At 59.7% G+C, this 23295-nt stretch carries 13 protein-coding genes; 5 read left to right on the top strand and 8 right to left on the bottom strand.

Annotation, left to right across the window (positions count from 1 at the left end; genetic code table 11):
• The first annotated feature begins 364 nt into the window (after positions 1–364).
• The 5 genes from lpxL (at position 365) to ABEA58_RS03210 (ending at position 5498) form a co-directional block, all read left to right on the top strand.
• Positions 365–1531, top strand: a complete 1167-nt coding sequence (gene lpxL / locus ABEA58_RS03230) for an LpxL/LpxP family Kdo(2)-lipid IV(A) lauroyl/palmitoleoyl acyltransferase (RefSeq protein WP_345548784.1) — start codon at positions 365–367, stop codon at positions 1529–1531.
• Positions 1532–1668: 137 nt separating this feature from the next.
• On the top strand, positions 1669–2544 hold the full coding sequence (gene dapA / locus ABEA58_RS03225) for a 4-hydroxy-tetrahydrodipicolinate synthase (RefSeq protein ID WP_345548782.1): 876 nt from the start codon (positions 1669–1671) through the stop codon (positions 2542–2544).
• Between the two features lie 58 nt (positions 2545–2602).
• The gene (bamC, locus tag ABEA58_RS03220; RefSeq protein WP_345548780.1) at positions 2603–3778 is read left to right on the top strand and encodes an NlpB/DapX family lipoprotein; all 1176 of its coding nucleotides are present in this window, start codon (positions 2603–2605) and stop codon (positions 3776–3778) included.
• A complete protein-coding gene (locus tag ABEA58_RS03215; RefSeq protein ID WP_345548778.1) occupies positions 3778–4545 on the top strand; it encodes an MBL fold metallo-hydrolase in 768 nt (255 codons plus the stop codon). Before bamC ends, ABEA58_RS03215 begins: the two co-directional genes overlap by 1 nt.
• Positions 4546–4676: 131 nt before the next feature.
• Positions 4677–5498, top strand: coding sequence for a sulfite exporter TauE/SafE family protein (locus tag ABEA58_RS03210; protein ID WP_345548777.1), 822 nt, complete (start codon positions 4677–4679; stop codon positions 5496–5498).
• Between the two features lie 186 nt (positions 5499–5684).
• Here the strand turns inward: ABEA58_RS03210 and ABEA58_RS03205 are convergent, their stop codons facing one another.
• The 8 genes from ABEA58_RS03205 to ABEA58_RS03170 form a co-directional block, all read right to left on the bottom strand.
• On the bottom strand, positions 5685–7223 hold the full coding sequence (locus tag ABEA58_RS03205; RefSeq protein WP_345548775.1) for a peptide MFS transporter: 1539 nt from the start codon (positions 7221–7223) through the stop codon (positions 5685–5687).
• A gap of 699 nt (positions 7224–7922) precedes the next feature.
• Positions 7923–8507, bottom strand: a complete 585-nt coding sequence (locus ABEA58_RS03200) for a MarC family protein (protein ID WP_345548773.1) — start codon at positions 8505–8507, stop codon at positions 7923–7925.
• Between the two features lie 340 nt (positions 8508–8847).
• On the bottom strand, positions 8848–11628 hold the full coding sequence (locus ABEA58_RS03195; protein ID WP_345548771.1) for a TonB-dependent receptor plug domain-containing protein: 2781 nt from the start codon (positions 11626–11628) through the stop codon (positions 8848–8850).
• A gap of 562 nt (positions 11629–12190) precedes the next feature.
• Positions 12191–14809: a TonB-dependent receptor plug domain-containing protein gene (locus ABEA58_RS03190; RefSeq protein WP_345548770.1), complete on the bottom strand. Its 2619-nt coding sequence runs from the start codon at positions 14807–14809 to the stop codon at positions 12191–12193.
• Between the two features lie 387 nt (positions 14810–15196).
• Entirely contained in the window at positions 15197–17977 is a 2781-nt protein-coding gene (locus ABEA58_RS03185; RefSeq protein ID WP_345548768.1) for a TonB-dependent receptor plug domain-containing protein, read from the bottom strand.
• A gap of 217 nt (positions 17978–18194) precedes the next feature.
• Positions 18195–21071, bottom strand: a complete 2877-nt coding sequence (locus tag ABEA58_RS03180) for a TonB-dependent receptor (protein WP_345548766.1) — start codon at positions 21069–21071, stop codon at positions 18195–18197.
• A 160-nt stretch (positions 21072–21231) separates the two neighbouring features.
• The gene (locus ABEA58_RS03175; RefSeq protein ID WP_345548764.1) at positions 21232–22263 is read right to left on the bottom strand and encodes a FecR family protein; all 1032 of its coding nucleotides are present in this window, start codon (positions 22261–22263) and stop codon (positions 21232–21234) included.
• Positions 22264–22733: 470 nt separating this feature from the next.
• On the bottom strand, positions 22734–23258 hold the full coding sequence (locus ABEA58_RS03170) for an RNA polymerase sigma factor (protein ID WP_345548762.1): 525 nt from the start codon (positions 23256–23258) through the stop codon (positions 22734–22736).
• Positions 23259–23295 lie beyond the last annotated feature (37 nt).

Raw genomic sequence — 23295 nt, 5'->3', positions numbered from 1 at the left:
CAGCCGGCCTATCCGTTATTTTGTGGCGGACCCTGTTCGTTAGGGGCAGCCTAGTACCCGCCTAGTACCCGCCCAGTGCCCAGCTGGTATCCAGCGAACCCCCGGCCCCACAGGACCGGCAGTCATCCAGCCCCGGCCAGCTCATTCAAGCTCATAGCTTATTTTCAGCTTCGGAATCTGCCTGCGGTGAAATAACGGCGGAATCGAGCTATTGCGAGCGGTGACTGACCCCTAGTGCCCGCTAGCGCCTGTTAACCCCCGCCGGTTTTCCCGCTGCTCCTCGATCTCGCTCAGGGCGGCGCCCGGGTTCCTCTCAAGCTTTGAGCGCATTCATCAGTCTGGGCCATGAAGTGGAGGTATCGAAATGCGCGCTGCACGGCGCGGGTGGTCGATGGGTGGGGCCGGGCTGCAGGAAAACCCATTGGGGGAAAGCGGCTGGGCGCATCCGCTACACGCGCTTGTGCCGCGCACTTGCGGACTTGGCGCGGCGGCGCATCTGCTGGGATTTATCCGCTATAATGCGCCGCTTTCTCTCTCTGGCGGCAATCGGTCCCCCTGGCTTATGGAAAAACCGCATTTCCGCGCGGCGCTTTTGCATCCGCGCTATTGGCCCACCTGGCTGCTGTTCGGCCTCTGGTATCTGCTGGCGCAACTCCCCTACCGCTGGCAGTTGGCACTGGGGCGGCTGTTGGGGCGCGCCATGATGCGCCTCGCGCCCAGCCGACGGACAATCGCCGAGCGCAATCTGGCACTGTGTTTCCCCGAAAAGAGCGCGGCGGAACGCAATACTCTTCTGCGCGAAAACTTTGAGTCAAACGGTATTGCGCTGATGGAAACCGGCATGGCCTGGTTCCGTTCCAGCCGCTGGTTGCGCGACCTTTTTACCATCGAAGGGCTCGAGTATCTGCAGGCGCCGGCGGGGCGCGGGCAGGGCGTGGTGATGCTGGCGATGCATTTCACCACGCTGGAGATTGGCGCCCAGTTTATGAGCCTCTGCCACCCGGTGGACGGGATGTACCGGCCGCACAAGAACCCGGTCTACGACTATATGCAGCGCAAGGGGCGCGAACGCCACGGCGACAATACCGAGGTGTTTCAGCGCAAGGATGTGCGCGGCATGCTGCGGGCGTTGAAGCGCGGTCGCGCGGTCTGGTATGCGCCGGATCAGGACTATGGCATCAAGCAGGGGGTCTTTGCGCCTCTGTTCGGTCAGCCTGCGGCAACGGTGACTGGCACCTCTCGCTTCGCCCGCGTCGGTCGCGCACTGGTGGTGCCGTACACGGTGACGAGACTGGAACAGGGCGCGGGCTACAAGGTCAAGGTTCACCCGCCCATCGAGGAGATTCCCTCCGGGGACGAGCTGCAGGACGCGGTACTGGTCAACCAGTTTGTCGAGTCGCGTATGCGCGAGCACCCGGAGCAGTACATGTGGGTGCACCGGCGTTTCAAAACCCGCCCGCCGGATGCGCCCGGCATCTACGATGGTGTGCGCAAGCGCAAGAAAAAGCGCAGGAAAAAAGTGGCGGGCTGATCCCCGGTTGAGTAGCGGGTGCGGTGCCCCGGCGCTCTGGCATCTGCCCCCGGTGCTCAGTAACATACCGGTCTATTTTTTGCTGGCAATGGCGCGCGGTAGCAGACCGTCCGCTGACCCAATAATAAGGAGTTAGGATGTTTTCCGGCAGCATGGTGGCTCTGGCTACCCCAATGTATGCAGATGGCGGCTTGGACTGGGATAGCCTGCACAATCTGGTGGAGTGGCATATCGAGCAGGGCACCAACGCCATTGTGGCGGTGGGGACCACCGGCGAGTCCGCCACTCTGGATGTGAATGAGCACCTCGAGGTTATCCGCCGGGTTGTCGACCAGGTCGCGGGCCGTATTGCGGTGATCGCCGGTACCGGTGCCAACTCCACCTCTGAAGCCATCGAGCTTACCGAGACCGCCTCCAGATGCGGCGCCGATGCCTGCCTGCTGGTGACGCCCTACTACAACAAGCCGACCCAGGAAGGCCTCTTTCAGCATTACAAAGCGGTTGCCAAGGCGGTTGCCATTCCGCAGATCCTCTATAACGTACCTGGGCGCACCGCGGTCGATATGCTGCCGGATACGGTGCGCCGGCTCGCAGCGGTGAGCAATATTGTCGGCATCAAGGAGGCCACCGGTGACCTGGAGCGGGCCCGGGATCTGATTGAAACACTGCCGGAGGGCTTTGCCGTCTACTCTGGTGACGACGCCACCGCCCTGGAGCTGATGCTCGCCGGTGGACGGGGCAACATCAGTGTGACCGCCAATGTGGCGCCGGCAGCGGTGGCGCAGGTGTGCGCGGCGGCCCTGCGCGGTGACGCCGATACCGCCCGCACCATCGACCAGCGCATCCAGATTCTGCACCAAGTGCTGTTTGTGGAGTCCAACCCGATACCGGTAAAGTGGGCGCTGCGGGAAATGGGGCGCATTGACGGCGGTATTCGCCTGCCGCTGACCAGCCTTTCCCCGGAACACCACGCCACTGTGCGTGAGGCTCTGCGCACCGCTGGCGTACTCTGAAGCCGGTCGCCCGCGGACGACAACTCCGCCTCTAAGAATTCGATTTGGGAACGTAATAATGACAAGACTGACTGCTGGAGCCGCACTCTGTATCGCCGGCCTGACCTTGAGCGGCTGCGGCGTGTTCGGGGAAAACGGCTACTTCCGCGATCGCGGTAATGACTACCAGCTGGCCAATAGCCTGCCGCCGCTGCAGCTTCCCGAGGGCGTGGAGGCCAAGAGCCAGGAGGAACTCTATGAGATCCCCCAGGTGGGCAGCGCCGATCTGGAGCGCGGAGAATTTGAGGTGCCACGGCCCCAGGCGCTGGCGGTGAACGCCGGCCTGGAGCGGGTGAAGATCCAGAAGCTGGGCAACCGTCGCTGGGTGCTGGTATCCCAGCCGCCGGAAGAGGTGTGGCCGCAGCTGCATTACTTCCTGCGCACTTCCGGTTTGCAGCTGGAGCGTTCCGACGCCAATGCCGGGGTAATGGAAACCACCTGGCTGCAGTTTAAGGATGCGCCGGACACCAAGGACAAGTATCGCCTGCGCGTCGAGTCCGGTGTGCAGCCGGACACTACCGAAATCCATGTGCGCCATCTTTCCGCACCGGCGGAAATGCCTGCCAGCGCGGCCGTCACCTGGCCGGAGCTTTCCAGCAGCCCCGAGCGGGAAGGCTGGATGATCGATGAAATGTCCTCGGTGCTGGCGGCAGACGTCACCGGCGCGGCCGCGTCCCTGGTGGCCCAGGCGATCGGTGGCGGTTCCGTGAAGGTGCAGCTGAATGAACCCGCCGGTGGCGAGCCATTTATTACCCTGGCGCTGAGCAAGGATCGCGCCTGGGCCACGGTTGCCCACGCGCTCAACTCCGGCGCCTACCGTATGCATGAGGAGGATTCCGGCCTCGGTATTCTCTATGTCACCTACGACGAAGACCGTGAACTCTCCAGCGACGACGAGGGCGGCTGGTTCTCCTGGGGCGGTGGTGAAGAGGACACTCTGGCCCGTGAGGCGGAGCAGGTGACCATGCAGCAGCTGCTGGCCAATATTCGCGTCAAGGCCGGCAGCGAGCCGGCCCTGTTCGAGAATATTCCGGGGATCGGCAGCGGTCCGGCCGCGGATATTCCCGGCTATCTGGTGGTGGTGCGCAATACCCCGGATGTGGTGGAGGTTCGTATTCGCAACACCCAGGGTGAACCGCTGACACGGGCCAAGGCCTCCGAACTGCTGATGGCAATTCGTCAGAACCTGATCTGATGGCCCTGAGGTTCGCGTCACTGGGGAGCGGCAGCAAGGGCAATGGCACACTGGTCGCCAGCGGCGACCACTGCCTGCTGGTGGACTGCGGTTTTACCATCAAGGAAACCGAGCGGCGCATGGCGCGGCTCGGTATGTCACCGGCCGATCTCTCGGCCATTCTCGTCACCCATGAGCACAGCGATCACCTCTCCGGGGTGGCGCCGCTGGCGCGCAAGTATGGCCTGCCGGTGTACCTGACACCGGGCACCCTGCGCGCCCGGGATATCGGCAAGCTGCCGCGGGTCCACCTGATCGAGGGATACCAGCCCTTCGAGGTGGCCGCCATCCAGGTGACGCCGGTGGCTGTGCCCCACGATGCGCGGGAGGCGGCGCAGTTTGTGTTTCGCAGTCGCGGCACCAGCCTCGGCCTGCTCACCGATCTGGGCACCGTCACCCCTCATGTGGAATCCCATTTCGGCGACTGTGATGCCCTGGTGCTGGAGGCCAATCACGATCCGCAGATGCTGGCCCAGGGGCCGTACCCGCCGTCACTGAAGCGCCGTGTTGGCGGCGCCTATGGCCATCTCAGCAATCAACAGGCGGCGGGTTTCCTGCACCGGGTGGGCTTCCGGCAGCTGCAGCATCTGGTGGTGGCCCATATCAGCGAAAAAAACAACAGCCTGGAACTGGCCCGCCGAACCCTGGCCGAGGCGGCGGAAGGCGTGGGCAACTGCATTTTCGCCTGTCAGCAGCAGGGTTTTGACTGGTTGCAGGTGGAGAAATAACGCCGGACAACAGGCTGGCTGTTTAGTTGGCTGGCTGGCGCGAGACGCGAGGGTGAGGGTGAGGCCGGTAGCCTTTCTGTGGGTGCCGGCGTATAGGTCGCCCGGGAAGTCGGCTTGTTAGGGGGAGAGGGATGGAAACGCTACTGATCTACCTGTTGCTCGGCGCCGCCGCGGGCACCATCGCCGGGCTGTTCGGCGTCGGCGGCGGTTTGATCATCGTGCCGGCACTGGTGCTGGTATTCACCGCCCAGGGTATCCCGCCGGAAATCCTCACCCATATGGCGGTCGCCACTTCGCTTGCCACCATTGTCATCACATCCATCAGCTCCATTCGCACCCATCACCTGAAGGGCGCCGTGGATTGGGGCCTGTTTGCCGCCATGACGCCGGGTATCCTGCTGGGTTCCTGGCTGGGCGGTGTGACCGCCCACTTACTGCCCGGTGCCTGGCTGCAACTGCTGATCGGGGTCTTTGCGCTGGCCATTGCGGTGAAAATGTGGCTCGACGGCTTTCGCCACGCGCAACTGGGCGAGGACGGCGGACACCTGCCGGGCAGGTCCGTACTGCTGGGCGCCGGGGGATTTATTGGTTGGGCCTCGGCCATTTTCGGAATTGGCGGCGGCTCCCTTACCGTGCCTTTTCTCAGTCGTTGCCGGGTGCAGATGCAGCGCGCCGTCGCCACTTCCGCCGCCTGTGGCCTGCCGATCGCCGTTGCCGGTGCGATCAGTTTCGCCATTCAGGGGTGGCGCGAGCCAATGCTGCCACCCTGGAGTAGCGGTTATATCTACTGGCCCGCCTTCTCTGGCATCGTCCTGGCCAGCGCCTTCTTCGCCCGCTTCGGGGCGCTGCTGGCCCACCGCCTTTCTGCGCAGATGCTGAAAAACTGTTTCGCCGGTTTGCTGAGCGTGATCGGCCTGCGCTTTATCTGGCTTAACGCACATCTTCTAACCTGATCCGGCTGTGCTTCCCAGCTCAGCAGCGTCGTTGTGACGGCTGAGGGAATGTCTTCCCCGTGGTCCTTTGCCTTATCTGGGCGCTCGATTGAACTCGCTTTGGCAGACGGGGCAGTCGCAATAAAAAAGGCCGCTGTTACCAGCGGCCTTTTGCGTGTCGTCCTAAGACGTGGTGCCTGGCGGAGTTTAGACCGCCTTGGCGGGTACCTCGCCGGGCTCTACCGGCTCTTTCTCCTCGCCCTCTCCGTGACTCTCCCAGGCCTTGGACTTGAGGCTGATCAGGGCGATCACGGCACCGATACCGATGCTGAAGATGGCGATCTGCAGGTACAGCTTGGGCAGCTCGGAGACGTTATTGGGGTCGAAGTTGCCCGCCAGCAGACCGGCGATGATGTTGCCGATGGAGTAGGTGAGCACGAACACGCCCATCATCTGGCCGGCGAAGCGGCGCGGTGACAGCTTGCTCACCGCACTCAGGGCCACCGGGCTCAGGCACAGCTCACCCACCGTGTGCAGGAAGTAAGTGGTCACCAGCCAGTAAGGCGCCACCTTCAGGCCCTCGGCGGCATACTGGGCGGCGAAGAACATGACGATAAAGCCGCTGGCCATGATGATCAGGCCGATGGCGCATTTCATGCCGTAGGACGGCGTGATCATGCGCTTGCCGAGGTTGATCCACAGCGCCGCGAAGAACGGTGACAGGATGATGATGAACATCGGGTTGACGTTTTGGAACCAGGACGCGGGAATCTCGAAGGAGCCGATCATCCGGTCGGTGTAATCGCGGCCGAACAGGTTCAGGGAAGAGCCCGCCTGCTCGAAGCCGGACCAGAAGCAGGCGGAAGCCACACACACCAGGAACAGGGCCCACATCTTTCTCTTTTCGGAAGCGTTCAGGTCGCCAGCAAAGTAGATATAGGCGTAGTAGGCGAAAAAGATCAGGGTAAAGGCGACCGCAACATACTGCGCAACCACCACCGGGTTGATGGTAATCACCCCGCTCATGGTCATGGCGGTGATGACGACGACCGCGGCGACGACGGCCCAGATGGTGCTCCAGGCCTTTTTCTCGCCTTCGGCGGTCATGGGGTTTTCCGGTTTCAGGCTGGCATCGCCCAGGTTGCCGATGGTGCGGCGGTACTGGATCAGGCCGATCGCCATACCCACGGCGGCGGCGCCAAAGCCCCAGTGCCAACCGATCTTTTCACCGAAGTAACCACAGATCATATAGCCGAGTACCGAGCCGATGTTGATGCCCATGTAGTAAAGGGCGTAGCCGCTGTCTCTGCGCACATCGTCCGGCTGGTAAAGATGGCCCACCAGCGCACTGATGTTGGGTTTCAGCAGGCCGGTGCCGGTGGCCACCAGAATCAGGCCCACAAAGAAGGTGCTGTCGCTGGGTATGGCCAGCACGATATGGCCGCACATAATGATGATGCCGCCGTACCAGACGGTGCGCTGGCCACCCAGCAGGCGGTCTGCAATCCAGCCGCCGGGCAGGCCGAGGAAGTACACCGCGCCGGTATAAAGACCGTAGATGGCGGTCGCCGCCGCGACGGTGAAGGCAAGACCCTCCTGCTGCAGGCTGGCGGTCATAAACAGTACGAGCAGGGCGCGCATACCGTAGTAGCTCATCCTTTCCCACATTTCTGTGAAGAAGAGCGTGGAGAGCCCTTTGGGGTGGCCAAAGAAGCCATCACTGTTTTGATGTGTATTCGACGACATAACCTGTATTCCAGTTGTTATAGCGTTACTCGGGCCTTTTGAGCCCGGTTCAAGTGACTGTTGCGGTCGACTCTCCCCACCTGGCAAGGGAAACCTGGGCGCCGGGGAGCGCCTGACTTTTTCCGGTTTGCCAGGCTCGGGAGCCAGGCCGCGCCGACAGCCGGCCACAGCAAGACCCCGGAGTTTAGCAGTTGATCGAAATATAGGCGAATCGTTACAGGTGAAACGGTGTGATTTGTTGCGCCCGCGCCTGTAGCGGGTTTTGCTGGAGTGAAATCCTGCGAAGATCAATTTTTTCAGTCGAATATAAGGCTGGAAAGCTAGCTTGTGCCGGCCTTGGTGACAGTGTTTGGTCGGAGCAATTTAGCCGGCTGCCGGCGAGATCAACTCGTCTGTGCCTGTTTTCATCGAGCGTCCGGCACGATCGTTGATGTCGCACCAGTCGGTCAGACTGACGCGGTCTATTGTGGCGGCATCTTGCTCTGGGCTCTGGGCTCTGGGCTCTTGGCTCTTGGCTCTTGCTCTGGGCAGTTGGCCTGTGCAGTTGGCACCGCAAAGCGGTGGTCTGGTGGCGGATTAAGACTCCACGGTCGGGAGCTTTTACGGTTTGGCGGCTGTTCACAGCCCGGGATAGGCTGCAGCAGGCAACGAGATGCGCAGGCAGCGGGACACTGTGTTCATTGCCGCGTATAAGCCACGTCAGGCCAGGCTCTGCTTGATGCCGTCCAGGAACAGCTGCACCGAAAGCATCACCAGCACCATACCCATCAATCGTTCCACGGCGATAAGGCCGCGATTACCCAGCAGGCGCGCCAGGGGCGCGGACATCAACAGGATGACCGCCGACACACCCCAGGCGGCAAGCAGTGCCAGTGTCCAGTCCATCAACCGCTCGCCTTCACTGTTGGTCATCAGCATCAAGATCGCCATGGTCGAGGGGCCGGCCACCAGCGGTACGGCTAATGGCACAAAAAAAGGCTCGCCTTCCAGTTGCTCGCCCATAATGCCGCCCGGAATCGGAAACACCATGCGTATCGCGATCAGGAACAGGATTATGGCGCCGGCAATACGGATGGCTTCCTGGGAGAGTCCCAGCCAGGCCAGCAGGAAGCGCCCGCCGTAAAGGAATACCAGCAGAACAATCAGCGCGAAAATCAGCTCCCGCATAATCACATACAGCTGCCGCCGCTGAGACACGTTTTTCAGCGCCGCCAAAAAGATCGGGATGTTACCCAGCGGGTCCATGACGAACAGCAGAGTTAGAAAAGCGGTAAGAAAGTCCATTGGCTGTTGGTTCCGGCGAAAAAGCGAGAAATTGGCGTCTGGGATTGGAAGGTCGTTAGTCCGAAAAGTTTTTGGGCAGATGCTAACTCAAACTGATTGAGCAAATATGATTGGTTCGAGAGCGTTAGTGGTGTTGCGCTTCTATCTGGTCGAGGAGCGATATGCAGTATTTCCAGGCTTTCCGGCGTCATTTAATGCTAGCAGGTTTCTGGTTATCTGGTGGGCATGGTGAAAAAGGGGGTTCCTGATTAGGTGGGGGCTGTGCATTTAGTAAGTTGAAGGGAAAAAACCCATGGCGCCAAGCGCCATGGGTTTCACTCACTGTGTTAAAGGCAATTACTTAAAAAGTGTAAGCTGCGTTTAAGTATAGAGTGCGCCCGTAAGCATCAGAGTAGCGCGGGTCAAAGCCCAACTGGTGTCCGGCGCCGCTGACACGCAGGGTGCGCGGCGGTTGCCGATCTGCAAGGTTGTTGATGCCGAGCTTCAGAGACAGCTGATTTTCCATCAACATGACTTGGCTCTGGATATCTAAAGTTGTGTAGGAAGGAATCTCTAGCTGAACGTCTTCGTAGATGATCTCCTCGTCGCCATCGACAATTTCGGTGAGGTAGTTGCCATCATTATCAATGAGTCCGATGCTGTTCCACTGGTCGAGGTAACCGCTGCGGTAGTTTATGCCAAGATTGTGCGCGAAATCGCCGTGAGAAAGAGTAACGCCGGCGCGGATCTGGTTGCGGAAGGTGACCGCGTCGTTCGCACCGAACTTACCCATGCTGGAACCGTAGAGAGAATTTTCATTCTCAATCATGTATGTACCCGCGAGGCTCAGGGCTAGCTCACCAAAGGGCAATTCGGCAGTCTGTTCGAAGCGATAGTCAATGCCACTGACTTCGGACTCGCCGATGTTAACGTCCGCTTGGATAATGCCCAGCTCGTCAATGCCGGTGCTGGTATTGGTGACGGCGACAAACAGCTCACGGTACTGCTGCCAGTTATCGAAGATCTGTTGCTCGGTCAGGCTGTCTACTTGATCCTCCATGGAGATGTTCCAGTAGTCCACGGTTGCGGTAAAGCCGCTGTCGAGATCCATTACGAAACCAACGCTGTACTGGTTAGAGGTTTCCGGTGTCAACTCGGCGTTACCCCCAGCCAGTACCTGGGCCTGAAAGCCTGCTGGAGCCACACACAGGTCGGACAGTGGGTCGGAATCGGGGAAAACACAATCAAATGTGCCGGAAGTTACCCCGAAGTTCACCAGTGGGCGAGCCAGGCTGACCATGGCCGGGGCTTTGAACCCTGTGCCATAAGAGGCGCGCATAGACAGGTTGTCGTTAATGGTCCAGCGACCGCTCAGTTTGTAGGTCAGGTCTGACTCTGTCTTGTTTACCGTGCCCAGATCTTCTCCGTCAACGGTGGCATCAACACCACTGAAAGTGTCGTAACGCAGAGAGGCGGTGACGTCCAGACTGTCCATTATCGGGAACAAGGCCTCTGCATAAGCGCCGTAGCTGCTGCGCTCCAGGTCATAGCTGGTACCCGCCTGGCGGAACAGAATCAGTGTGTCTCGATTAGCGTCGGAGATGTCCTCTACATAGCTGCTTTGACGGTAATCAACCCCAGCGGCCAGTATTGCTTCGCCGGCTCCCATTGCGAACAGCGGCATATCGAAAGAGGCGTCAAAACCGGTAGTGGCGGTTTCTGTGGTGGAGTAATTGCCGCTATAAACAGTCGGCGCAAGCAGTTCAGCGGTATTCGCGGGCAGGTTGTCTACCGGCTCGAAAATATTCAGCTCGCCGGAACCAATCAGCTCACCGAATTCTTCCAGCAGTAAATGGCCGTCCGGGTAATTCTGCTCTTGATCGGTAGAGGAGTGGAATAGCGCAGCTTCATAGTTGATGTCGCCCACGGAGCCCTTGATGCCGCTGACAAAGTGAATGGCATCTGAGGTCAGCTCTTCGAGGCGGTTGCCCGCGGCAAGCGCCCGCCAGGTACCCGTGACCATTTCAATATCAGCGACCAGAAGTGGGTCTATATAAGGCAGAACATAGTCTGCGACCAGGTCGGAGTCGAGCGGCAAAGGAACCTGACCGGTCGGATATGGGGCAGTTTTGGCAGTGATGCTGCGCTGTGAATAAACCAGTTCACTGAAACCTTCCAGATTATCAGCCAGGCGGTATTTACCGGATAGGAAGACTGAATCGGTTTCAATTTCCGGGAGTATGAACAGGGTGCTGGTGTAATCGAAAGCACAAAGGTTGCTGGAGGGGGCATTGTCGGGGGCGCAGCTTCCATTTGCTTCCCGGTAGGGGTTGAAGGAAATATTGTCATGCCCGGATGAGTCGGTGAAGTAAACGTAGGCATTACCGGGAATGGAGTTGGTAGAGCCGTTGAAGAACAGTCCCGTATTGCCGGTATCGGGGTTGGTCACCTGAATGATACCGGTCTTGGCGAACTCCCGGTCTTTTGCCGCAAGTTCGCTCTGCTCATGGTGGCTCAGGCTGGCGATCACAGTAAAGCCATCCTCTTCGAAATTACCGAAGCCTGTGGTCAGGTCAATGGAGGCAATATCACCGCCGCCACTGGCATCTGGCTGGTCATAGCGGGCACTGATGGTGGTGGCTTCGACCTCCGCCTTCAAAATAAAGTTGACCACCCCTGCAATCGCATCGGAACCATAGACGGCACTGGCGCCATCGGTGAGTATTTCAACGCGCTCAATCGCCGCCAGCGGGATGTGGCTCAGATCGACGACACTGCCAGAGGTGGAGGCTGCCAGTCGCCGGCCATTTAGCAGGACGAGGGTGTAACTTTCTCCTAGGGCACGCAGGTTGGCAGTTTGCAGGCCGCCACCTTCGCCGCCGACAGAGTCTGCGGCAATAACCATGCCCTGCATGGATGTGAGCTTGGACATCAGTTCTGGTGCAGATGTCACGCCAGTAGCGGCGATGTCATCGGCGTCCAGGACCTGAATTGGCAGGGCGCTTTCCAGGTCGACCCGTTGAATGCGAGAGCCTGTAACGACAACCTCTTCCACCGCCTGGGCATCTTCTTGTGCCAGAGCGGGGATTGAGGGGGCAATAATGGCAGTGGTAACAGCGACTGACAGAAGCTTCTTTTTCATTGTGAATCCTTTCTTGATCGTTGGATTTATTGTGTATTGCCTATTCGGGCAATGATCTAAAACGGATACATCCAGATGGCGACTTCCTTGCCAACAGAAATAAAGACGCGTGAAGGGGTGGAACCCTCAAGAGAATTTTTATTTTTAATGTGCCCGCTGTGGCGTTTTTTTTAGTGTTATTTGCGTGAAATTCATCGTTCTTCGCCTAAATGATCAGGGGGAATGTATGTGAAAATATTGTGGCGAGAGTTGTGGCGAGAAAAGAAAGACGTGCTCGACCAGGCTCTGGTGAGGTTGGTCATGGCTCAATGAGAGATAGCAGTCGAGGAAAGTGTTTGCGCTGACGATAGTCATTATGTGGTTTTTCTGGAGATCCGACAGGAAGACGTTATGGGTGTGAATTGGCTAAGGCAGTAAAAAATTCTCCTGACAGGGCATAAGGGTTTTTACTCGCCAGGGCTGACATTGAGTGTGAAAAAAATTTATGAACTGCATGGCGAGGTTAATGTGCAGCGCAAAAAAAACCCCGGCAAGGCCGGGGTTAAACGGTTTCTAATCGTTCTTAGAAACGGTGACGGATAGTACCGGTGTACACGCGTCCCTCGATTGGAGACAGAGCCATTGAGACGCCCGAAGTGTTGGCGTTCCAGCCAGTAGCAGACTCGATGGTGGGGTCTTCGTCGGTCAGGTTGCGGATGCCGAGGCTGAACTCGGTACCGAAAGGCGCGGTGTAAACAGCGCTGACATCATGACCTTGCCAAGACGGGAAAACGCCATCGTAGTCAGATTCTGTCTCTGCCAGCCAGGTGTAGTTGTAAGCCAGGGTCAGGTTGTCGCGGTTGTAGCGCAGAGCAAAGTTCACCTTGTTCTCCGGGAACTCCTGCGTACCAGCCTGCTCCTTCAGTCCCAGCACGGGCAGTACTTCGTTGTACTTTCTCAGGTGCGACCAGATCAGGTTGGCCTCGAAGCCGCCGATAGCGGTATCCAGTATCCAGTTGGCCTTGAAGTCGATACCTTCAACATCAGTTTCGGCGATGTTGGCGTAGACGTTGACAATGCCACAGTCTGGCGCGCTCAGCCCGGTACCCTCACAGCGGGTGATCGGGCCGGGTACGCCATCGACACTTGGTGCGCGGTTGACGTAAACCCCATTGGGCAGGCTGCCGGTGCTCTCAATCAGCAGCAGATCGTCGAGGTCCAGTGCCTTCACGGCGCCGTCGAGCTTGACGTTCCACCAGTCCGCGCTCAGCGTCAGGCTGTCGATCGGTGCCAGAACGACGCCGATGTTCCAGGAGGAAGCTTCCTCCGGCGCCAGGTTCTCATTACCACCGGTGAAGACTTCCATCTGGGAGGCCGGGCACTTATCGAGTTCGAGCGCTTCGCAGCGGGCATAGTCGGGGGTTTGCAGGAAGCCCTGTGAGTAGGGGCTGTACATGTCGGTCAGGTTCGGAGCTTTAAAGCCCTCGCCTACAGACGCGCGCAGTGTGACCATATCGTGGGGCTGGTAACGAACGGACAGCATGGGCGAGAACTCACTGCCGACATCGCTATAGCTGTCATAGCGCGCCGCGATATTGGTGGTCAGGTTCTCCAACACCGGCAGCTGCGCTTCGGCAAAGAAGGCATCGCGACTGCGGCTAGCGGAGGCGGAGTTGCCGGCAGAGCCGAGCACATTACCCGCTTCACGGTAGGAGTCGTACTTGTCGGCATAAGCCTCGCGCGCGGTTTCCCAGCCCGCCGCCCAGCCGATGGCACCGCCACTCAGGGAGAATTGGTCGAGGGTACCGTTAAGGGTTACGCCGTAGCCTTCGTAGTGGGTGCTGATGTCGCGGGACAGGCTCGCTTTAGAGGCCGCAATGGCTTCCTCGTTGGCGGGATCGAAAGGATCAACGGGGTTGTACTCGCCAGCCGCTACCAGCTCTTCAATCACACTGGTCAATACGTAGTTATCGCCATAATCCGCCGCGTTAAAGCGGTAGTCGCGGGCGTAAACTTCGTAGTTGATGCTGTCGTTCAGCAGGGAGCCCTTGAAGCCGAAGGTGGTGTCGAATTCGTTGCTAATGCCGCGGTCATCGCGGGTGCCGTGGGCAACGAAGCGGTGATATAGCAGTGCGTCCTGGCCCAGGTCGTTGTACGGAGAGTCTTCAGAGAAGAAGAAGCCACCAATGGCGGGCGCAAAGCGACCGGCGTCTTCCTTGTTGGTGAAGCGGTTCTCAAAGAAGAGGGTGTGGTCGTCGTTGATCTGATACTCACCGCTCAGGAAGGTGGAGCGACGCTCGTAACCCCGTGACTGAGCACTGAAGTTGGCGTAAGCGTAACCACAGCCTTCGCCGGGAACGCCGAAGGGGTCGGCAACGGGGGTGAGGCCGGCGCTGTCGCAGGGGCCAATGACGCCGAGCGCTTCAGAGAAGTCTGTAGCGAACGCGGAGTTACCGCCACCATTGATGCCCTGAAGATCGGAAGAGCCATCAACCGGCAGGCCGCCAGAGCTGGAATTTCCCTTGATGAGAGGAGAGGAGTAGTCGCGGTCGCGGTCAAAAATGGTGCTTTTCTTCAGGTATTCCGCGGAAAAAACGATGCTGCCACGGTCGGAAGCGGCGCCTGCGGTAAAGCTGAAGTTGGACCCATCCGCATTGTCACGGGTGGGAGAGCTGGAGCCGGCGCTGATTTCCGCGCCTTCCCAGTTCTTTTTCATGATGATGTTGACAACACCACCGATGGCGTCGGCGCCATAAACTGCGGAGGCACTGTCTGTAAGGATTTCGATACGGTCGATGGCGGCCATCGGGATGGTACTGATATCCACCGCGGAGGTACCGGTCCAGGGGTTGCCGGGTACACGGCGGCCATTAATCATGACAGCGGTGCGATCTGCGCCGAGGCCTTTCAGGCTTATCAGGTGCGCGGAGCCGTAGGCAGTGCCGGACTGGCCCTGGTAGGAGCCCAGAGTGTTGTAGGCGGAGTTCCGCAGGAAGTCGGCTGCGTTATCGGCACCGCTAAGCTGCATGTCTTCCACGCTCACGGTAGTAACCGGACGAGGGGTGTCGGCCACGGCGGAGGCGATACGGGAACCGGTGACGAAAACCTCTTCAACCGCTTTGGTATCGTCTTGTGCAAAAGCTGGCATGGAAGGAACCATGATGGCAGCGGTAACCGCTACCGACAGGAGGTTCTTTTTCATTGTAAATCCTTTCTTGATCGTTGGACTTATTAGTGTGTTGCCCGTGCGGGCGATGATCGGAAGTGGCTACCCCCAAGCGGCCACTTCCTTCCCAACAGAAAGGAAGACGGATTTGGCGCAGGATTCCTCAACAAAAAATGCAATTTTTACTGTGATACATCAGTTGGTTGTTTTTCAGGCTTTCCTTGCGTAAAAAATAACCAGCTTCCCGGGTGACCAGCATGGAGGGGCGCGAATGAAGAGGTGCGAATGAAGAGGTGCGAATGAAGAGGTGCGAATGAAGAGGCGCGAATCAAGGGGGCGAATGAAAGGCCGGGAATGAAGGGGGGGAGCAATGTGGGGTATTGGGGGCGAAAGGCCGCTCCCCGACGGGGAGCGGCGAGGCGGTTAAAACTTGAACTGCACGCGACCGTAGTAGTAGCGACCAGTGGTGTCGTAGTTCAGGGGCAGGGTGTTCATGTCGTCGAAGTTGGTGACATACGGCGGCTGTTGATTGAACACGTTGCGGATGCCACCGGAGAGGACAATGTCGTCCCAGCGGAAGTAGCGGAAGTTGAAGTCCGTGTAGAATTTGTTGTCCACGTGTGTAGCCAGGTCTACGTCGCGGGGCGCGATATCGTCGACCTCACCTTCCATACGGACGACCACGGTGGTAGCCCAGCAATCCTGATACTCGTAGCCCCAGCTGGTGTAGAGCTTCCACTTCGGGAAGGCTGCGATGCGAGTGGTGACCGGGTCCACGCCGAAGTAGCCGGCCAGATCCACTTCCGGATCGAATTCGCTGGCCTGGAACTTCCACTGGTGCAGGTAGGTTGCGGTACCACTGAAGGTAAAGACGCCGTCGCCGATATCCATGCTGTAGTCCGCACCCAGATCCACGCCGTTGGTTTCAAAGGTGGAAATGTTCTGAGTAGTCAGCAGCTGACCGGAGATGGTGCCACTGATATCACGGCGCGGGCTGGTCGGTAGCGGGGTTACGCCAACCGCGCCGGCTCCCTGGATCAGGTCACAGGATGGGGAGCTGAAGCCCTCGCTGAGGTAACAGTCGCGGACGATGGTGTTGGTGTTGAAAGTGCCGATGGCGTTATCGACCTTGATGTCGAAGTAATCAATGGTGAAGTCCAGGTTTTCGACAAAGGTTGGGGTCCAGACGGCACCAAAGGTCCAGCTTTCGGAGGTCTCATTCTTGAGGTCCTCGTTGCCACCGAACAGGCCGGTGGCCTGGGAGTTGCCCAGCTCGAAGTCCGGCGGCAGACCGTCGGCGGCACAGTTGGCCTGCAGGACCGGGTTGCTGCTGGCGCCCCAGTTAATGCAGGGGTCGGTGTAGCTCTCTGCGGACTGCACCGGCGGCTCGTACAGGTCATCGAGCCCCGGTGCGCGGAAGCCCTGAGAGTAGGTGGCGCGGAAGCGCAGCTGCTCGATGGGGGCATAGTCGACGACGCCTGCCCAGGTGGTGTCGCTGCTGGTGCGCTGATAGTCGGAGTAGCGGAAGGAAATCTCTGCGGCCAGAACCTCCGCCCAGGGCCGCCCCTCCATCAGGGGCATCAATACCTCGCCGTAGGCCTCATCCACATCGTAGGAACCGCCCCAGTTCACGCCGCTGACGAAGTAGATCTCGCCCAGAAGCGCGGCGCCATCCACCACGACAGAGGTGCTCTCTCGGCGTTTCTCATAGCCTGCGGCCCACTGGAAAGGCTCGCTGGCGGTGGACATGGTAAAGCCGCCGAAGTCGCCGACGATATTCGCCTGCAGGCTGCTCAGGGTGGCTTTTTCGACAGGTGAGTTGGGCACCAGCCCATAGTCCTGCCAGGCCTGCACAAAGGTGCCCGCTCTGAAGGGATCCCAGGCGGTGGCGCCAGCGGCGGCCGCGGCCGCGGCGCAGTCCTCATCCGCGGCACAGAGGGCCGGGTCGAGCATGGTGGTAAAACGCTTCGGGTTGGCGCGCCCAAGTTCTATCTGCGGGTCTACCCAGCGGGCGTAGTTGTAGGAGATGTCCCAGGTCCATTCATTTTTGAACTCGCCATCGAAGCCGACCACGCCGCGCCACATGCTCAGGTCTTGATTGAAGGAGCGGCCACCGGTTTCATCCAGGCGGCGCAGGACGATCGCGTCTTCACCGGTGGGGTTGCCGGGGTTAGTGGCCGGCGCCGTGGGTTGGAAGAAAGTGGCTTCCGGAGCCAGCAGCTGGTCCGACTGCCGGTTTGCATAGAGCAGCTCGGCGAAGGTGCCAAAGGTGGTGAAGTCTTCCCAGTCCCAGAGTTCTTGCTCTGCAAAACCATAGAAGGTGACCACTTCTTGCGGCGTCACCAGATAGCTTGACTCAGCGTAATTGAATCCATCGATGGCCGGGTTGAAAAGCCGCTGAGTTCCCGTTGTCGGGTCCAGAATCAGGCCGTCTTCGGAGCTGTCGATAAAAAACTGTGCCGGTATGCTGTAGCTGCTGCCGCCACAGAACACGGCGCCGCTGGTTTCAAACAGCGGGCAGTCGGACCATTTGCGATCCCCCTGCAGGATGTCTTCCCGCTTGGTGTACTGGATGTTGAACATCACATGGCCGTCGTCATCGTCGCTGGCGGCACCGAACGTCCATGCGGCGAGATATTCCTGGCCGTCATTTTTCTGCGAGGTGCCGCCGTCGAGGAAGATCTCGGCACCTTCGAAATTTTTCTTGGTGATGATATTGATGACGCCAGCGATGGCATCAGAGCCGTAAATCGTCGATGCGCCGTCGCGAAGGATTTCCACCCGCTCGATCGCAGTGGTCGGGATGGTGTTCAAATCCACCACGCCGGTGGACGAGCCGGAGGAGCTCAGGCGGCGGCCGTTCAGCAGAATCAGTGTGCGTGAGGAACCGAGGCCGCGCAGTGACACTGTTGCCAGGCCGGGGTTGCCGTTATTCACGGTGGAGCCCAGCTGGCCGCCGGTCATGGATGGGACTTCCTGCAGGAAGTCTTCCAGGGTGGTTTGGCCGGATGCTTCCAGTGCTGCGGCATCGAACACGCTGATTGGCGTCGCGCTGTTGGCGTCGGTTACTCGCTGAATACGCGAACCGGTAACGACGACTTCTTCCACTTGCTGAGCGAAGGACGGTGAAGTTGCAATGCTGGTGGAAACGGCTGCGGCTGTGATAGCGCCCTTAATTGCCCGGGATAGACGGGATCTGTCCATGGTATACCTCTCCTGATACCGGTTCTAAACGCCGAATACGGCAGTCTCCTCCCTGACAACTGCAAACTTCTATCAACAGAGGCTTGCTAAAACACTAGAACATTTTTTGTACAGGCAAGGGGATCGTCGACCATTGGCGCGCCGTTGGCGGAGAAGTTCGAATCTTTTGATCTGAGGCGGGGAAGCGGGCGCAATGAATAGGTTTTGCCCGGGGCGGTCAGAAGCTGTAGGCGATGGTGGTATACCAGTAGCGGCCACTCAGCTCGTAGGTTCGACCGTCGTAATTGTCATTAAAGGCGGTGGCCGCAAAAGGTGGCGATTGATTTAGCAGGTTGTCCACGCCCAGGGCGAATCTCGCTCCCAGGGGGGAGCGATAGGCGATTTGCAGGTCATGACTAAACCAGCTGTCGATTTCCCGCTCCACCAGCGCAGCATTGTGGTTAAAGCATTCCTGCAGCGGCCCGACGTAGTGAATCGTGTAGGCGCCCTCCCATCTCCCCCGGTCCCAATAGACGCCGGAGTTGGCTTTCCATCTCGGCAGTGAGCCGGCGCCGCCACTGGCCGGGTCGACAAAGGTTCCGGCCAGATCCTCAACCGGAGATCCCGGTGCGGCCTGATTCAGGTAGCGGTACATATGGCTGGCGTTAAAAGCCCAGCGAAAACGCCCCTGGGTTTCAGAGTCCTGCTCATAGCGCAGGGAGAGGTCGACTCCACTGACCTCCCTGGCGCCAATGTTGAGGCGGGTGGCAAGAATGCGGGTGATATCGCCGTGCTCGTCGCGCAGTACACGGTCGCTGTACAGGCCTTCGAAAGCGTTCTGGTTGATCAGGTATTGCGGGCTGGTATCGATGACATCGTTTTGGCGGATATCGTAAATATCCACAGTGGCGCTGAAGCCGTCGGAAAATGCCGGAGTCCAGACGGCGCCGAGAGATCGGTTGTCCGATGTTTCCGGGTTCAGTTCTGGGTTGCCGCCAAACTCGGTCAGATACTGGATGCGCGCGTCGTCCGACTGGCCGCGGCAGCCCGGTAGATCGAGGGCATCAGCGCGCGTGCAGGGGTCAAACAGGAACTCCTGGCTCTGGTAACCGCTCTGGTTCATGTCCATGAGGGTGGGTGCCTTGAAGCCGGTGGCGTAGCTGGCACGCAATGTCAGCGATGGATGTGGCCGCCAGCGCAGGGCAATCCTGGGGTTCGCCGTAGTGCCGAAATCGCTGTAGTCCGAGTAGCGCACGGCGCCGTCGAGCCAGAGCTGATCCTTTAACAGCGGCGCGGAGATTTCCGCAAAAGCCTCGCCGATGATGCGTTCGCCGGTGGCCGAGCCGGAGGCGCTGCCACCGATAAAGGACAGGCCGTCGGCATCGTTGGAGCGGAAATTGATTTGTTCGCGCCTGAATTCCAGGCCGGCTGCGGCGAGGATTTCGCCCTGGCTGTAGGAGCCGAGGATGCCGTCGGCCACAGAGGTCAATGAGGCCATGCGGGAGATGCCGTGCACCCGGCTCTCACTGCGGATAAAGTCCAATTGTCGCGTGTCGATGCTGCCTGTTGGGCCAAGCAGGTTGACCGCGACACAGTCGGACTCGGCACTGCACTGGTCCGGACCTTTCAGCCCCGCAGACAGCCGGTTTGGGTCAATCAGGTTGGTCAGCCGCTCTTTGGCACGGGTGTGGTGAAGCCCCATGGTGAGCTTCCACTGCCAGCTGTTCCAGAGCCCTTTAAGGCCGGTATTCAGGCGCCAGGTTTCCGTTTCGTTGAATTGCTTTCTGGGGCCTAACTCCAGTACCCGCTTGCGCACATCTTCGATGGGGGTGCCGAAAGGGTTGTAAATATTGTCGGCGGCAATGGTCAGGTCGCCGTTGTCGAAGCGGGAAAAAATCGGCGTCGGCGCCATTTGTGTTTCGGCCTGGGTGCTTGCTCCCATTACCTCCAGAAAGCCCGTGGAGCTGTCGCTGAAATCGTAGGCGCCAGACAGGTAGATGGAGTCCCGCGAGGAGGGTACGACAGCGGTTGTAAATTCACTGTAATTGTAGCGATCCTCCTGGGTCCAGTTGTGGTAGCCGCCACTCTCCGCACTGGTGACTACGGTGTCGTCATCGAGGCCGATGTAGCCTGAGGGGGTGGCCGAGGAGCGCAGGTCGGTACCGCCACGATTGCGATTGTCTGCGCTGGCCGAGAGAGGGCGGTCGCGACTCATCAGCGCGCCCTGGCTGTAGTGAGCCAGGTTGAGCATGATATGCCCCCGTTCACCAGTGTTGCCCCAGGTGAGATGGTGGGATTCTGTCTGCAGGTCACCTTCCTGGGCCTGGCCGAAATAGCTGTTGAAGGCCAGACCCTCGAAATCCTGGCGCAGAATGATATTCACCACGCCGGCGATGGCGTCCGAGCCGTAAACCGCGGAAGCGCCATCTTTGAGGATCTCGATGCGCTCCACGGAGGAGAGGGGGATGGTGTTGAGGTCCGCCGCCTCAGCGCCGAAACCGTTGTTGACGATACGGCGTCCGTTGATCAATACCAGGGTATTGCTGGCAGGCAGTCCGCGCAGGGTGACAGTGGCGGTGCCGTCCCCCCCGTTACTGACCGCGGTGCTGGTGGAGTTGCCTGAAACCGCGGGCAGGAATTTCAGCAGTTGCGCCACCGTTTGCGCGCCGGTGATCTCGAGCTCTGGCTGCGCCAGGATATCGACGGGGGCGTAACTCTCGAGCTGCAGGTGGCGCAGGTGGCTGCCGGTGAGGCTGTGGCCGATCACGGTGACCTCCTCCGGGCGACCGGCGGGGCGCGGGGCCAGCTCGTCGATGTCTTTCGCGTCCATTTCGCGCTTCACCACAGCCACGGCCCTCGGGCTGATCCGCTGGAAGGTGAACGGCGAGTCGTCCAGCAGTTGTGACAGGATCGGCTCGAAGGCGCCATCTTCGGGGGTCAGGGCCTGTTCGCTCACGAGGTAGTTATCGGCGGACGCGGTCTGAACCAGAACGGAAATCTTGCACTGGCGGCCAAGGGCGATGAGGGCGCGGGAGAGGGTGCCGGAGGGGAGACTCACGCCTTCCTGCGGACAGATGGCGGTCGCTCCGGAGGGGGGAGCAATCATCAGTGCCATCAAAAGCGCCAGGGTAAGTGTGGCCCGAGAGTTCAAAGAGTCGCCCGCTTAGCGTGGTTCCACAGGCGCGGGTAAGCGCCGGCAGAGTATTTATATGGTTTTATCGGGCGTATCCAGCTTGTGGCTGGATATAACGGCCGCCCCTGCGGGTTTTTATATCTTAGTTGTGAGAGGGAGACAAGAGAGTCAGGTTAGGGTCACTCTGGTCGGCACTGAGGTCGAGGGCGGCGGTGATGGCCTTGAGGGTGCTGTCCGGGTCGGACAGCTCGAAGGTGCCCGATAGGCTGAGCCCGGCCACGGTGGGGTCGGCCTTTGCGGGCACCGGCAGGTAGCGGTTCAGCTCATCGAGGGCTTCCGCGAGGGGCGTGTCTTCGAAGACCAGTATTCCCTGGGTCCAGTCCAGAGCCTGCTCCGCAGAAGTTCTGGCAACACTGCCCAAGCCGGCGCTGGAAACACTGACTTTCTGGTCCTTTACCAGTTTCACGCTTTGCGGAGGCAGGCCCGCGGCGCTGGAGGTCTCGCTGACCGCCACTGTGCCACCGGTGACGGATACGCGGGTAGTCTGCTGGCTGCGCTCTACGTTGAACTCGGTGCCGAGAACCCGAATCCAGGCGTTGCCGGCGGCAACGGTGAAGGGTCTGGCGGTCTGCCGGGCCACGTCGAAAAAGGCTTCACCGCGCACCAGCTGGGTATGGCGTTCTTCACGGCTGTAGGAGACCACCAGTTCGGTATTGGTGTTTAGTTGGATGATGGAGCCATCTGGAAGGGTAACGGTGCGGGTCTCGCCCACAGCGGTTGTGTAGAGCTGCTCCTGCACATCCTGCCCCAGCCACTGGTTGCCGATCCACAGCGTCACCATCAGGCAGGCTGCGATGACGCCGCTGCCCAGCAGCCAGTGGGAGAAATCCCAGCGGCCGGCTCCTTTGGTTTTCCGGGTTCCCTTGGCTTTAGCGCCGGGCGCGTTGGATGCTGCCAGTGATTGGCGCGCAGCCAGACTCGGGCGGCTCTCCGGGAATAGGGTGTCGATTGGCAGGTGTTTCAGTGCGCCCAGGTCGCCCCACAGCTCGGCCATTTCGTCGAAGGCTTCGCGGTTGCCGGCGGATGCCTGCAGCCAGTGGGCAAACTCCCGGCGGTCGGCAGTGGTGACGCTGTCTGAACGCAGGCGCGCTACCCAGGCGCAGGCCTGGTCCAATCGCTGCTCATTTTCTACTGTTTGAACGCCTGCTGTGTTCACTGCTGTTATTCCTGCTCTATTTCTTCACCTCGCTACCCCTGCGGGCCAGTCCGGCCGGTGGGGAGCGGTCCGCTGGGGGCGGGAACAGCAGCCCTGCAACGATCCAAAAAGGTGCATCTTGCCAAGTTGACAGTCTGGCGCTATTTTCAACCTTTTTTCTGGGTCTTGCGCCATTTTATCGCAATTTATCTTGCGGCGCGGGGCAAAGTTTAGCGTTTAGTGTTCGTTCTGCCCTGTTTTTTGCTTTCAGGCGACCGCGCTTTGAGATGAGACGACTGGGGGCGGTGGTACCTCAAGTCTTTTTGTGACTGAGACCGGCATATGAGTGCACAAGGCTTGTGCGCTGGTGCTCCCGGCGGGCCACTCCGGTGCATTTTTTGATGCTTGTTTGTGGTGATTGTTCACTTGCGCACGGCGTTCGATGCCGGTCAGGGGCTGTCGACGCGACGCCGGCAGGCCTTGAGGGCCTGCAGAATGTACTTCTCGACGCTGCTGACCGAGATATCCATCTCGCGGGCAATTTCTGTGTAGGACAGGCCCCGGCTTCGGTGCAGGAGGAAGGCCTGGCGGCACTTCACCGGCAGGCTGTCCATGGCCTCGTAGATGGACTGCAGTTGCTGGCGGGCTGCCAGTACCCGCTCCGGGGACTGCTGGTCGGCGTGGTCATCGCTGACTGTTTCCCCCTCGGCGGGGATCTGCTGGTTGACGTATTCGGTGTGGAGTTTGCCGCGGCGCAACTGGTCGATGGCGAGGTTGTTGGCGATCTGGTAGAGGTAGGCCCGGGGGTTGTCGAGCTCTTTCTCGTCACTGAGCTTCTGCAGGCGCAGGTAGGCCTGCTGGGCGATGTCTTCGGCGTCCTCAGTGTTGCGGACGATGCGCGACAGGAATCTCACCAGCGCCTGCCCGTGTTCGGTAAACAGCTTTTCCATAAGCGTTTTCCGAGCTCTATTCATTGGTCAGAGAGGGTCCTTGGGTTCCGTGTAATGCTGG

Origin of the sequence: Microbulbifer aestuariivivens (assembly GCF_039545115.1) — a bacterium.
GTDB lineage: Bacteria > Pseudomonadota > Gammaproteobacteria > Pseudomonadales > Cellvibrionaceae > Microbulbifer > Microbulbifer aestuariivivens.
Note: the sequence above shows the minus strand (reverse complement) of the source record. Positions and strands in the feature narration are given on the sequence as shown.